Origin of the sequence: Spirosoma luteum DSM 19990 (genome assembly GCF_000374065.1) — a bacterium.
Lineage (GTDB): Bacteria > Bacteroidota > Bacteroidia > Cytophagales > Spirosomataceae > Spirosoma > Spirosoma luteum.
Genome location: NZ_KB893252.1, coordinates 100,371 through 114,485 on the forward strand (window position 1 = coordinate 100,371; position 14,115 = coordinate 114,485).

Sequence of the window (14,115 nt, forward strand, 5' to 3'; positions counted from 1 at the left end):
AATGAATCAGTTATTGCTAACCGACTAATCAACTGGGTGACTAGCTTTATTTGAATGATATTTCTACTGTTGCTTTTTTGATTTGCTCGAACGGAATTGGTGTTGGGCCAGCCGGTACCGGTTCCGATGTTAAATCAGTTTCTTTTTTCTTTTTACTCTTTCCTTTTTTCGCCGGCTCAATGGTCAACACAATATGATTGTCGGATACCGACTCCAGTGTCCCTTTCCGGGTTGTTCCATCCTCCAGCGTAACGACTAACTGCCGTCCCAGGTTACGAACGAACTGCCGGGGGAATGTCAGGGGAAAATCGACTCCGGGCGATGAAACTTCGAGCGTAAATGGAGATTCTCCAAAGAAATTCAGCTCATCCATTTCGCCACCCAGCTTTCGGCTAACCTGAGCGCATTCGTCAATGGTAATACCCATATCGCTATCCAGCAACACGGTTACCTTAATGTGCCCTCCCTGCCGACCGGCAACCTGAATAGCAACTATATAGAGTTGGCCGTCGTTGAGGTGTGGCTGAATTAATTCGGTTAGTTTGGCTTTATCGTCCACAAGGTAAGGCTAACAAAAAAGGGAGTGCGACTCCCTTTTTTAATCAATGCCATATGGTTTTTGTGCCACAAAGGTAATACGTTTCTGTGTGCATAACAAGCCCCAACTTTAGCGCAATTGCACGCATACGAGTCATTTTCCCTTATTTTGGCAGTTGAAAGGACTATTGGTTTCGCTGAACAGCGTTAAAACAACGATGAGAATACCTGTTGGAAAATTTATTGCCTTCTTTTTTCGGTCATTGCTATGGTCGCTTAACCTACTGCTGGCAGCTTATACATGCTTGGCTTACTGGCTGCTTTATAGCCTTCAAATTGAGCACTGGTCGGCCGGGATGGTTATGATTACGATACCGGTCGTTTGGATACTAAACGTTGTTGTTGTTTGTTTATGGCTCACCAGCCGCCCCTGGCGTAGCTGGCTGTCTGGCCTGCTCGTGATAGCGGGCATTTTGCTGTTTGGCTCCCGAACTTTTTCCTGGCACAATTCCGACACACCAACAGGTACTGGCCGTCCCCTGAAAGTATTCAGCTATAATGTGCATTCATTTGGCGAAATGGATTTGTTGGGGAGCAGACAGAGTTCACCGGCCGTTCGGCGCATACTCAACTATGTACTTCGGTACGATGCCCCCATCAAGTGTTTTCAGGAATTCTATACGTCAACCAAGAACCCGGATTACGACATGGTTGAGCGGTTTAAAACAGTTGGTTATCCCTATTCGACCCTTTTATATCCAGAAATGGCTCATGTACCGGATGGCGATATTGGCGTGGCCATATTCTCAGCTTACCCCATCATTGATTCGGGTCGGGAAGTGTTCGAAGCGCACAATGGTCTGGTTTGGGCTACGGTTACGGTTGGTACGGACACGATAAGGGTTATCAATGTGCATTTACATTCCATGGGAATTCGCGTGAGCCGGGTGTTGAAACAGAAACAAATGAAGGGGGTTCAGCACGAAACAAGGGGGGTTTTAAGTGCCCTGCGCATCGGCTTCATCAAGCGAAACGAACAGGTTCGCAAAGTGGAAGAGTACATCCGCCAAAGCCCCTACCCGGTCATTGTGACGGGCGATCATAATGACACCCCGTACGGGGTAGTGTACGAACGGTTGCGCCGAACGTTACCCAATAGCTTTGAAGAAGCAGGACATGGCTTTGGTTTTACCTACAATCGCCTACCGGGTTTTATCCGAATCGATCATCAGTTTCATAGCCCTGAACTCTCCGTTACAGACTTCGAGACGATTGACCGCATTGACTACTCCGACCATTATCCGGTCGTGGGAACGTACGTGGTCAAGTAGCAGAGTGAGGAGGGCAGACGCCGATATTGGATTTCCCTACCCGCTCAGTTACCTTATTCAGGGATGGGCGTTTACCCATTCTTCCCCATTGGTGAATACTTCCTTCTTCCAGATGGGTACTGTTTTTTTGATCGTGTCAATGATGTAGCGACAGGCGTCAAATGCGTCGGCACGGTGCGCGGTAGCCACCCCAATCAGTACGGCCATCTCGCCAATCTGCAACGTACCCTTCCGATGAATAATGGCATAACGTAGTATGGGCCACTGCTGCCGGGCTTGATCCGCAATCTTCTGCATTTCGGAAACGGCCATGCGGTCGTAGGCCTCATACTCCAGCCGGTCAACCGGGCGCTCCTGCGTATTGTCACGAACAACACCCAAAAACAGATCGATGGCTCCTGCCTGCTCCGATTGTAAATAGTTCAGCGCACTTGTCACGTCAATGGGTTCAGCAATTAGGGTAACCATAACAGGTAGTCAATTAGCTAATGAGTGAGTCGGACCGGGAATGACTGATTAACGCATGTATTAACCGCCACTAACGGGTGGAATAAGGGCGATCTCGTCGGTAGGGCTGAGTACCTGGTTGGTTTCGGCATACTCGCCATTAACGGCGATGAGCAACGAGCGAATGTTCATTAAAGCGGGAAATTGCTGATGCAGTTGTGCCAGTAAATCCGCCACGCTGGCGTTCTTATGTAAAGAAACCGAAACGGCTGACTGACCCGTCAAATCACGGGTGATACCAAATAGGAGTACCGAAATAGATGAATCCATGCGAAAAGACAGGCAGTGGTATAAACCGATAACGCAATTCTGGCTAAGCGAAGTTCGCTCTTAGGTTATAAAGCATAAAGAAGGGCACCCTTTGTTAAGAGTACCCTTCCTGGTAATGATATCAATTTGAGTTATTTATCTTTCGCTCGGCCTTCTTCAGTTTGCGGTCCGTTTTGTCGAGGGCTTTATTAGTTCCCTCCTTAACGTCCTGCTTCGTATTTTTAGCCGCTGTTGAGATTTTGTCGCCTGCCTTATTGGTTTCGCGACTTATTTTCCGACCAGCCGCTTTTGTCGTCTGTTTCGTTTGGTGACCTACCTCTTTCATTTTCTCTTTAGTATCCTGAGCATATCCAGCGAGGACGGAGAAAACCAGCGCAGCGGCCAGTACCATAGTCTTTTTCATTGTTGTCGAGTTTAAATGTTTACCCAACAACGGCATAGCGAATCAATTGTTTGTTTCTACACGCTACTCTTTATGCTTGAAGACCTTTACCTGATACACGTAATCCTGCATCCGCTTGATTTGCTGTTTGCGGGGCAAATTAATCAGACTACTTTTCCGGTTGATCCGCAATGGCTGCCCCTTCAGTGAATCGGCAGGAATGGCATTAATTGCATTGAGCAGGTAATTGGTTTTAATGGCAAAGCTCACGCCCTCTAACGTTGTTTGCTTACCGCTTATAATACCAATAACATTCCCTTCCCCATCCAGAAGCGGGCCGCCCGAATTACCCGGGTTGACGCCAACAGCAACCTGATAGGCCGTTGAATCCCCCCTATAACCCGTACCGGAGCTCAGGTATCCCTCCCCGTAAACAATCTCTTCGCGCGGGAATCCGAGGGTATATACACGCTCGCCGAGATCGGACGGGTGGGCATTAAATGCGTAGGGAACCGATGGCATCGGCCTAAAAGCGCTATCGTCACAAAGTTGCAGGAAAGCCAGATCATGGGCCTGATCGTTATAAACCACCCTGGCCTTGTATACCTCTCCTTTGGTGCTCTGTACATAGATAGAATCGGCCCCAAAAACGATGTGGTTGTTGGTAACGAAGTATCCATCGCCGGTAAGCATAAACCCGGAACCGGATACCTGGGCGGGGTTAACACTCAATGCCCGCCCCCGGCCATTCAGATCGCTCAGCAGTTTGCGTTGTGAATACTTGACTGCCTGAATTTCTTTGCTTAGCAGCCGGTATTGCTGCTCCTGCTGGTGACTTTGCTGGTAGGACCGGTAGAGAAAGATGGAGCCAAACGTGGTGATGATAGCGGCCGAAGCCGCTACTGCCAGCGTGGTGCGATACGTTCTCCATAGGGCACGAATCTGACCCGACTGCTCCGTTTCGACCGGATAGGCATTTACGTCGGCATCTGCCTGTATCCGGGCCAGCCGCTGTTTAAACTGAACACGTTCGCTGTACGTGCGAAGCGCATTTTCTATGTCTTTTTCCTCGTCCATGTTCATCATTAGTCAGGGAATGGTTCTGCCGGAGCAGGGTACTGACTTGAGTCAAATCAATCCTGTTTGTATTCCGAAAAGAACAGTCTTTTCAGGCGCATCAGGCATTTATATTTCTGCGTTTTGGCGTTGTCTGTATTGGTATAACCAAACTTTTCGGTTATGTCCTGCATGCTCAAATGCTGAATATAAAAATCTTCCAGCAACGTCCGGCAAGGCTCACCCAATCGGTTCAGCGAGTCGGCCATCAGGTCAAACTGACGATCCCGTTCTTCGTGCTCGGCCAAATCATCGCTGATCTGACCGTTGATGAACTCATCCGAAACGGGCGTTTCAACATCGCGCACCATGAACCGGCTCCGTTGTGCCAGTTGCTTGAGCCAAAGCCGTCTGCCTATCGAATACAGATACGTTTTTAACTGGCAATGCAATTCGAGCGACCCGCTTCTAACCTTCTCATACAACACAATCAACACCTCCTGGTAAATGTCCTTGGCGTCGTCTTCACTACCGCTGTTGCTGGTTACGAAGTAGAGCACCATGGGAAAATAACGTTGGTACAATTGAGTCAATGCATCGTCAGAACCATCAGCCAACCCTATCAGTAACGCTTCGTCAGTTAATACGGGCAGCCTGCTTTCCTTCATTGAGTTGATTCATTACTTAATACGAGATGATATATAATGTAACCCAAAAAAAATAAATAAAAATGTTGGGTTACCTTTTTCTCTATAGGGTATTAACGTTGACATTAATCAGTTTCACTTAAACAAAAACATCCCCAAATTTATGAAAGCAATCACGAAATCTGCCTTCTTTTTCATGGCTATGATCGCCCTGGCCACTTCTTGCAGCTCGAAGAAAACCGAAACCACTGAGACCACCACGATGATGACGGATTCGTCTTCAATGATGACTACGGACTCCACGATGGCTACGGATTCTTCTGCCATGATGATGTCCGATAGCGCGAAGTAATTTTTGCTAAGGCACAACTGCCGGTAACTATTACCGACAACGCTATAAACGTTTTAAGCCTCCTGATAATTCAGGGGGCTTTCCGTTTTTAGGGCTAAGCAAAGGCAATTGGTCAATCAGCCCGTCTACCCTTGTTCAGACCAGGGAGCAGAACAACAGTAGGCATGACGAAAGGCAAACAAGTGGCTAATTGACCACGTTGATTGGATGCCCCTTCAGAAAAGCAGTCAGGTTTTCTACCGTCATAGCCATCAGCCGCTTGCGGGCTTCCTGGGTAGCCCAGGCAATGTGCGGGGTAATCAGGCAATTTTTAGCCGTAAAAAGCGGATTGTCGGCAGCAGGAGGCTCAGCGGATAAGACATCAATTCCGGCCCCGGCAATAACGCCATTGTTCAGTGCATCGGCCAAATCCTGCTCCACAATGATGGGACCTCTGGAGGTGTTCAGCAGAAAAGCCGAGGGTTTCATTTTTGCCAGGCTGGCTTTATTGATCAGTCCTTTCGTTTCGGGAAGTAACGGGCAGTGGATACTCACGACATCAGCCTGTTCCAGCAGTTCAGGCAGTTCGGCCCACCGAAAATTCGACCGATGAGACTGGTCTGTACGGTGCCGTTTCGACCCGATAATCGTCATTCCAAACGCGGTAGCGACATCGGCCACCTTTTCGCCAATGCTACCAAAACCAATGATGCCCATTGTTTTGCCGACCAGTTCGATGAGCGGGTAGTCCCAGAAGCAGAAATCGGCGGAGCCAGCCCACCGGCCTTCCATAACCGCATCGCTGTGCCGTTGTACGTGTAGTGTTAGTTCCAGTAACAGGGCAAACGTGAGTTGAACGACGGAGGCCGTACCATAACCAGGCACGTTACTCACCACGACTCCATTCTGACGGGCAGCCTCCACGGCAACAATATTGTAGCCGGTGGCCAACACGCCAATAAATTTAAGGTTAGGCAGCTGGTTCAACTGGTCAACGGTCAACGGTGCCTTGTTAGTGAAGATAGCATCGGCATTCTGCGTCCGTTCCACTACTTTATCGGCTGGTGTCCGTTCGTACACCGTCACATCTCCCAATGCTTCCAGCCCCTCCCAGGAGAGGTCGCCCGGATTCAGGGTATAACCATCTAAAACGACAATCTTCATACGTATTTTCTTTCTTTTTTTATCGATAAATCATTGTTATCAACTCCATTACAGGCCTATCAACTGACCACGTTTTGCCTTGAATTCCCTTGACGAACCATCAGCCGCACCATAACGAAAATAGCAACCAGCAGGGAGGCCAATCCAATCAGATAGCCATATCCGGTCGTCAGGTCAGGTAAGCCAGCCGCGCTTTTGGTACTCAACAGTTCGTATGTGGGAATAATCCATTGGATGGCATATGCCTGCGCCAGCGTAAGGATGCAAATGAAAATCAGCATGATAAAGCTATGCTTCACCGTGAAGCGAAACAACTGCGACTCCTGCCCTACCAGATTACCAGCCGCAGCCGCTACCGCAATAGACTGGGGAGAAATCATTTTCCCCACTACCCCGCCCGATACGTTAGCCGCTACGGTAACCACCGGATCAACCCCAATAGACTGAGCAGTAGCGTACTGAATTTTACTGAACAGCGCATTTGCCGATGTATCAGAGCCGGTTATGAACACCCCCAGCCAGCCTAATATGGGGGCAAAGAAGGGGAACAAAGCGCCCGTGTTAGCCAGCACGGCAGCCAGCGTAAGCGTAATGCCTGAATCATTCATTACGTAGGCAAACCCTAGCACGGCGGCAATGGTTAGAATGGGAAATTTAAGCTGATTTAATGTTGAGCCAAAAACGTTTATCCCTTCACGGTAGCTCAGGCCAACCAACGGAATAGCCAGCAGGGTTGCCAGCAGGATGGCCGTTCCCGCAGCCGACAGGTAATTCAATTTAAACAGTTTGGGGACTGGATTCCCGTCGAGCCCCAGGATAACGTTGTGCAAACCCGGAAATTCCACCTGCACCGTACCCCACTCAGTCAATACGTCTTTAATTGGCTGTAGCCCCCAGGCAATAATAATAATGGTCAGCACGATGAAAGGCGACCAGGCCCTGAAGGTTTGCCCGGTTGTGTACCTCATTTCCGTATTCAGTACCGGCGCGGGTTCATTGACAAATCGCCAGATAGTTTTTGGCTTCCAGAAGCGAAGAAATACCATCAGGCAGATAATAGACCCCAGGCCCGCAATAACGTCGGGCAGTGCCGGGCCTAAAAAATTAGATGAAAGATACTGGAGCAACGCAAACGAAACGCCCGAAACCAACACGGCCGGGCCCACCTCCCGCGCTTTTCTGACCCCGGCAATGATGCTCACCAGGTAAAATGGCAGCATAACAGACAGGATGGGCAGCGTACGACCTACCATTTGCGAAATGGGCAGTTCCGGAATACCGGATACCTGCGACGCTACGGTGATAGGGATGCCGATGGAGCCAAACGCAACGGGTGCCGTATTGGCAATCAGACAGATACCCGACGCATACAGCGGATTGAAACCCAGACCAACCAGCATAGCCGCTGTAATGGCAACGGGTGCCCCAAAGCCGGCCGTACCTTCCAGAAACGAGCCAAACGAAAAGGCTATCAACAAGGCCTGCAACCGCCGGTCGGACGTGATAGAGGCCATAAAGTGTTTTATAATGTCGAACTGGCCGCTCCGAACGGTTATATTGAACAGAAACACGGCCATGATTACCAACCAGCAGATTGGAAACAGGCCGTACAACGCCCCGTGCGCTACCGACAGGAAGGCCAGCTTCACGGGCATGCCATACACGCTGATTGCGATAACGATTGCTATTGCGGTTGCGATCAGACTGGCCTGGTAGCCTTTCATCCGGCGGATTATCAACGCCCAGAAAATAAACAGAATGGGTAAGGATGCGACCAGCATCGATACGCCAATCCGGTTGAACGGGTCAATAAGTTGTTGCCAGACCATAAAGTATTCAGGTTAGTGATGGTAATCTTTTGTGTATTACACCAGATCAAGTGCTACGATTTCGTGGTCGAGTACGCTGGGTACGGATACGATTACCGAGTTACCTTCTTTCTCGAAAGCAGGCTTCTGCCCGCTCATCAGAAGCTTTACCCCCGTTACGGTGGTACCCGCCGGAACGTTGACCCTAACCGATGCCGCTACGGGAATCAGTTCGCGGAATGGCCCTTTCATCATCATGGGATTAGTCAGATTGACCAGGTGCACCGTCATGGATGCCGACTGCCGCCACACGGTTACATCCATCAGGCCGGGTCCGCTTACGGTAACGACGGGGGCTTCATCGAGTGCCCAGTTGACTATGTTTTGCAGCAGCTGACCATGGTCTACACTGAGCAGTTGCCAGAACGATCGATCCAGGTCGCCGGGCAGGTAAGCTACCCGTCCTTTACCCACCTGCCGTAGATAAAGCTCCCGCGTATCGGTTTCCGCCACGCGTGGATACACATCTTCCATCGGCAAATCGGGGTAGGTTGGAATAAGCGTAACCGGACTTGGAAACGTGGTGGCCGGTTTTACGTCTACTTTGTAAATGGCATTGATGATGCGGGGGGTTTGTTCCAGTCCGTCCATTATTTGTTTCGTCTGGCTGTTTTGGGCATCATGACGAAGGTGCAGATAACTATTTCGCAAGGGTCCTTCCACGTTCTTATTGTAGGATACGCCGAACAAACCAGCCAGGCCAAAATCAGGACGTGGCTTTCCTTCTTCGTCATACAATGACGTTTCAAACGTAGCGACTACGCTCCCTCCCCCGTCTACAAACGCCTGGATTTGCTGGCACTGAGCATCGGACAGAGCAGCCACATTAGGCAGTATCAATAACTTGAACCGGTTCAGGTATTCGGGCGTGAGTAGCTGGTCATTGACCATATCGAACGGAATCCGGCTTTCTACCAGAACATGGTACATACCATCCAGATGATCACCACTTTTTTGCTGCCAGGGCTTGCCGCCGTACTTTTGGTCTGTTTGTTCGGAGTAAACAACGCCTACCCGGGCTAGCGAAGCTGTGTTCCGGAGATACCGCTCGTTTTTATGATACCCTTCGTATACCGTGGCAACAGCGTCCATCCACCGCTTGTCGTAGATATCGCCCCCGAACTTAACGAAACAGGGGCGCATGCCATTGGCCGTCCCTTCAGCCACCCAAATTCTGATTTCAGCATCGCTCTGGACGGAATCTTTCCAGCGATATTCCTCTTCAATACCGACGCTGAAAATACCGATCAGCGGTTTCAATCCCAGTGTGGACCGGAGTTCTTTGGCCCCTTTTCCATTTATCCAGGGCGGCACCAGTCCCCGGCGGGCCTGCTGATCGGCAAAAAACAGGTCGGCTTCCCGGCCGGTCATCACTTTATCGGGAAAGCCGTTGGGAATAAAGCGTGATGTAGCCTTAACCTGCCGAATGCCCGAATCCCACAAGGCCCACAGTTCCCGCAGCCGTTTGACGCGCCACTCGGCCCATTTCCGATAAGTAGGGTCCAGTCTATCGGCTTTTTGCGGCAAAGCCAGCCCCGAATAGGCGGTAAAGTTGGTCTGGCAGTGCTCGCAGTAACAAACATCATGACCCGCCCAGCGATTGGAGAAGATACCTTCCGGCTGGTAGCGCTCCATTATTTCGCGATTTACCCGCGGCATGAACTCAAAATTATACGGTCCCAGGGCACAGGTTACCCACAGGTCCGGGTTAGCCCAGTGCCGCCGTTTCTGCCCATCGGCCGTGACCGCAATCCAGTCGGGGTGTGCATCGTACACGTCCTGCCGGGTTGCATGGGGGTCGGTACGAAGCATAATTTTCATCCCCTGTTTCCGGCACCCTGCCACCAGATAGCCCAGCGTGTCGGCATCGCCCATGTATGAGCTCCGGTGGTGGAGCGGAATGCGGGTTGGATAGAAGGCCACTACGCCCCCTGCACTGAGGAGTGCGCCGTCGGCATGGATACGTTTGAAGTAATTTAGCCAGAAATCCGGGTCGTAATGACCGGGGTCCCGTTCTACAAAGGCGAGTTGCGCCCACCGCATTGGGCCATCGAGCCAAAACGCTTCGCCCGGCGTCGTATACGCGGGGGTAATCGCACGGGGCAACGCGTACGCATCCGAAAGCGTATATAGCCCTCCCAGGATACCGGTAGCTTTGACAAAATCTCTTCTTTCCATACGTGAACCGAAAAAGCGTATTCATCCCCGGTCCTACCTTTAGGGGTTGAGGTAAGCGGATTATTTACATTTTTCGTACCCAATTTACGCCCTGAGGAGTGTTGCTTCGAGAACGCCTGGAGCGATTTTTGTAAAGCAACTGGAAACATTTAATAAAGAATAGCGTTCTATTGACATAATCCCGGCAAAACAGTACATTTGTTCACATAAATCTGGTAGGCAGGATTTTCACAACGTGTTCATCCGCACCGGCAGCAGGTCATCCGTTTCCCAAACGTTTTAGTAACCACCTCATCTGGCCCCACCAGACGGTTGCGTTTGGAGAAGGCAAATCACCCCAATTGACAATTGTTTGATTTATCTTATTTCGTAATTAATTGACTCTGTTGAGATTAACCCCTATTGTAATCAGCCGTCCCGCGTCTGTCCAGCGCAGGTCGTTCATTTGCCCATCAAACCAACGGTTTCTCAGTCATCTGTAATCTCCAATTTCCATCTTTACTGCCCACGCGGCCCTTTCAAGGTTTATTGCTAACCTGATCTTTATGTTCAAGAAAGAAGAATTAGATAGTAAGCTTCTCTCGGAGCTTCAACCCATTGCCGAGCAATTCGGCATTCGTACTATTGCCAAATTCACCAAAGAAAAACTGGTTTACGAAATCATAAAACAGCAGTCAGAACGGCCCGGTGGCGAAGAAGCCGTTCCTGCTGACGATGCCCCCAAGCGGGCTAAGCGCGCTCCCAAAGCCGCTATTGTGGCCCCGGTTACTACGGAAGAAAATCAGTCAGCAGACGCGACTCCCGTTCGTTCGGCCAAGACTACTGCTGCCCCTGCCCGCTCACGAAACCGCCGGGAAACGACAGAACCAGCGTCAGGTCTCAACGCCGAAACAAGCAACGAACTACCAGTGCAGTCACTGGCAACGGGCGAAACGACGCCGGAGACTATGGAGACTATGCCCACCGAAACAGCTGATGCACCCGCAGCTGATACCGTACAGGCAACCCGTCCGTCCGGCGACAACCGCGAGGGAACACCACGCAATGGGCAGCCCGGTACAACCGAACGGAATCAGCGTAACATGGTCCAGGGAACCGAACCAGCCGAGCGGACTAACCGGCCAAATTTACCCCGTAACGACAGAGACCGCACCCAACGCCCTGATCTGAACCAACAACGGAATCAGCGTACCGAAGCCCCGCGCGATGGGCGTGCCCGTTTTGATACCAATCGGGAAGGCGGCCCCCGCGACCGAAATGACCGGGACACCAATACGCAGCGACGCGATCAACGCCCACGTACCCCACGCGCCGTTTCGGATGAGTCGGCCCTGAACTACGGTGGACAGACCGACGATGCTTTTCTGACACCAACGGTTATCACAGAAGATACGGCAGCTAATCGGGAACCCGCCACGGAACCCGTTTCTACCGCTACGGAAGCCATTGTGGAACCAACCGATACGCCCCAGGAAGGTCAGGCCGACCAGGACCAGTCCGATTCGGGGCAGTCGAACCAACCACAGGCACAAGCTACCCGGGAAGCCCAGGAGTATCAAAACCGCATCCGGCGGCAGTACAACCAGCACATTCGGGAGTTCGATGGTATCATTGATAATGAAGGTGTTCTGGAGATTATGCAGGATGGTGGCTACGGGTTCCTCCGCTCAGCCGATTACAACTACCTGGCCAGCCCCGACGATATTTACGTATCGCCATCGCAGATTAAACTATTCGGCCTGAAAACCGGCGATACGGTACGCGGTGCAATACGCCCACCGAAAGAAGGTGAAAAGTATTTTGCCCTGCTCCGGGTGTCGACCGTCAACGGAAAGACCACCGAGGAAATCCGCGACCGGATTCCGTTTGAATACCTGACACCCCTTTTTCCCGAAGAGCAACTCCATCTGAGCAACCGGCCCGAAAATTATTCGTCGCGGGTGCTGGATTTGTTTGCTCCCATTGGTAAAGGGCAGCGGGGTATGATTGTGGCGCAGCCCAAAACGGGTAAAACCGTGTTACTGAAGGAAATAGCCAATGCCATTACCCGGAACCACCCGGAGGTGTACCTGATTGTGCTGCTGATTGACGAACGTCCGGAAGAAGTAACGGACATGGCCCGCAGCGTAAATGCGGAAGTTATTTCGTCCACCTTCGATGAGCAGGCCGACCGGCACGTAAAAGTATCGAGCATGGTACTGGAGAAAGCCAAACGGATGGTTGAATGCGGGCACGATGTCGTTATCCTGCTGGATTCTATTACGCGTCTGGCACGAGCCTATAACACGGTTGTCCCCTCGTCGGGTAAGATTCTGTCGGGTGGTGTTGATGCCAATGCCCTGCACCGGCCAAAACGCTTCTTCGGCGCGGCCCGGAACATTGAAAACGGGGGTTCGCTGACAATTATCGCTACAGCCCTGATTGACACCGGGTCTAAAATGGACGAGGTTATCTTTGAAGAATTTAAAGGTACCGGCAACATGGAACTTCAGCTTGACCGGAAACTGGCCAATAAACGGGTTTACCCGGCGGTCGACTTACTGGCTTCGAGTACCCGTCGGGAGGATTTGCTGCTGGACAAAGAAACGCTACAGCGCGTCTGGATTCTGCGGAAGCACATGGCTGACATGAACCCCATGGAATCAATGGATTTCCTGCTCGACCGGATGAAGGGCACCCGCAACAACGAAGAGTTCCTGATTTCGATGAACCGGTAACGGTTTTCCCCATCAACAAAACGGGATGCTATTCAAATGAATGGCATCCCGTTTTGTTTACGCACCCCGGCAGTCTTCTTGATTAGAAGTAGCGAAATCGTTACATTGCCTTTACGTCAGGACAACCATGAAAGATCTGATTCAGTACGCTATTCCCGGCTTCGTTATTCTGCTGGTTGCCGAGGTCATTGTAACGGCCCGGCAGCAGAAGGATTATTACGACGCCAAAGACACAGCCGGTAGCCTGGCCATGGGAATCGGCAATGTGATTGTCGGGCTTGTGGGGAAGGTTATCGTATTCGGTGCGTATACGCTCGTTTATCAACTTCGACTTTTCACGGTCGACATGACGCAGTGGTGGGCGTGGGTCATCCTGTTTTTTGCCGACGATTTCAGCTACTACTGGTTTCACCGAATCAGCCACAGCAGCCGGTATTTCTGGGCATCGCACGTGGTACACCATTCCTCCATGAAGTACAACCTCGGCACGGCCCTGCGCCAGACCTGGACGGGCAACCTGTCGGGGGCGTTCATCTTCTGGATCTGGCTACCGCTGGTTGGCTTTTCGCCGGTGGCCATCATGACCATGCAGGCTATTAGTTTGCTGTATCAATTCTGGATTCATACGGAACACATCAACCGGCTTCCGGTACCCATCGAGTTTATTTTCAATACTCCCTCCCACCACCGGGTGCATCACGGGTCAGATTTGGATTATCTGGATAAGAATCACGCGGGGGTGCTCATCATCTGGGATCGGATGTTCGGTACGTTTGAGCCGGAACGTCACCGCCCAACGTACGGCCTGACGACCAATATCAACTCCCACAATCCTGTTCGTATTGCCTTTCATGAGTGGGCAGCCATTGGGCAGGATATTCGCCGGTCCGGGTCATGGCAAGCGGCAGTAGGGTATCTGTTCGGCCCTCCCGGCTGGAGCCATGACGGCTCCCGAAAAACGACGAAACAGCTTAGAAATGGGCAGAGAGCCCATGACAAACAGGGTTAAAATCATATTATCAGGCATCAGAAGAACTGCGTGCCGGTCGATTGATTCAGCAATTGAGGCACATTTAAGATGTTAATAATCAGAAAGATATAATCCACGAATAACCTCAGGGGTTAGC

13 protein-coding genes are annotated in these 14,115 nt (G+C 51.0%); 3 read left to right on the plus strand and 10 right to left on the minus strand.

The window, feature by feature from the left end; all coding sequences use genetic code 11:
* Positions 1-46 precede the first annotated feature (46 nt).
* Positions 47-559, minus strand: coding sequence for a ribosome maturation factor RimP (locus B156_RS0110640; RefSeq protein ID WP_018619685.1), 513 nt, complete (start codon positions 557-559; stop codon positions 47-49).
* A 196-nt stretch (positions 560-755) separates the two neighbouring features.
* Here B156_RS0110640 and B156_RS0110645 point away from each other — a divergent pair, with 196 nt between their 5' ends.
* Positions 756-1,868 carry an endonuclease/exonuclease/phosphatase family protein gene (locus B156_RS0110645; protein ID WP_018619686.1) on the plus strand — a complete coding sequence of 371 codons (1,113 nt, stop codon included), beginning with the start codon at positions 756-758 and terminating at the stop codon, positions 1,866-1,868.
* Between the two features lie 57 nt (positions 1,869-1,925).
* Here the strand turns inward: B156_RS0110645 and B156_RS0110650 are convergent, their stop codons facing one another.
* From B156_RS0110650 to B156_RS0110690, 9 genes are all read right to left on the minus strand, one after another.
* Positions 1,926-2,336, minus strand: coding sequence for a molybdenum cofactor biosynthesis protein MoaE (locus B156_RS0110650; protein WP_018619687.1), 411 nt, complete (start codon positions 2,334-2,336; stop codon positions 1,926-1,928).
* 60 nt (positions 2,337-2,396) lie between these two features.
* A complete protein-coding gene (locus B156_RS0110655) occupies positions 2,397-2,645 on the minus strand; it encodes a MoaD/ThiS family protein (RefSeq protein WP_018619688.1) in 249 nt (82 codons plus the stop codon).
* Positions 2,646-2,766: 121 nt separating this feature from the next.
* Positions 2,767-3,048: a hypothetical protein gene (locus tag B156_RS0110660; RefSeq protein WP_018619689.1), complete on the minus strand. Its 282-nt coding sequence runs from the start codon at positions 3,046-3,048 to the stop codon at positions 2,767-2,769.
* 63 nt (positions 3,049-3,111) lie between these two features.
* Positions 3,112-4,110 (minus strand): S1C family serine protease, encoded by a 999-nt coding sequence (locus B156_RS0110665; protein WP_026260748.1) that lies wholly within the window; start codon positions 4,108-4,110, stop codon positions 3,112-3,114.
* A gap of 50 nt (positions 4,111-4,160) precedes the next feature.
* The gene (locus B156_RS0110670) at positions 4,161-4,751 is read right to left on the minus strand and encodes an RNA polymerase sigma factor (RefSeq protein ID WP_018619691.1); all 591 of its coding nucleotides are present in this window, start codon (positions 4,749-4,751) and stop codon (positions 4,161-4,163) included.
* Between the two features lie 114 nt (positions 4,752-4,865).
* Positions 4,866-5,057 carry a hypothetical protein gene (locus B156_RS0110675; RefSeq protein ID WP_245563718.1) on the minus strand — a complete coding sequence of 64 codons (192 nt, stop codon included), beginning with the start codon at positions 5,055-5,057 and terminating at the stop codon, positions 4,866-4,868.
* 211 nt (positions 5,058-5,268) lie between these two features.
* Positions 5,269-6,225 carry a D-2-hydroxyacid dehydrogenase gene (locus B156_RS0110680; RefSeq protein ID WP_018619693.1) on the minus strand — a complete coding sequence of 319 codons (957 nt, stop codon included), beginning with the start codon at positions 6,223-6,225 and terminating at the stop codon, positions 5,269-5,271.
* 59 nt (positions 6,226-6,284) lie between these two features.
* Entirely contained in the window at positions 6,285-8,054 is a 1,770-nt protein-coding gene (locus tag B156_RS0110685) for an L-lactate permease (RefSeq protein WP_018619694.1), read from the minus strand.
* A gap of 36 nt (positions 8,055-8,090) precedes the next feature.
* A complete protein-coding gene (locus B156_RS0110690; RefSeq protein ID WP_018619695.1) occupies positions 8,091-10,271 on the minus strand; it encodes an alpha-amylase family protein in 2,181 nt (726 codons plus the stop codon).
* Positions 10,272-10,816: 545 nt separating this feature from the next.
* Between B156_RS0110690 and rho the strand changes: the two genes are divergently transcribed.
* Positions 10,817-12,988, plus strand: a complete 2,172-nt coding sequence (gene rho / locus B156_RS0110695; protein ID WP_018619696.1) for a transcription termination factor Rho — start codon at positions 10,817-10,819, stop codon at positions 12,986-12,988.
* A gap of 127 nt (positions 12,989-13,115) precedes the next feature.
* A complete protein-coding gene (locus tag B156_RS0110700) occupies positions 13,116-13,997 on the plus strand; it encodes a sterol desaturase family protein (RefSeq protein ID WP_018619697.1) in 882 nt (293 codons plus the stop codon).
* The last annotated feature ends 118 nt before the right edge of the window (positions 13,998-14,115 follow it).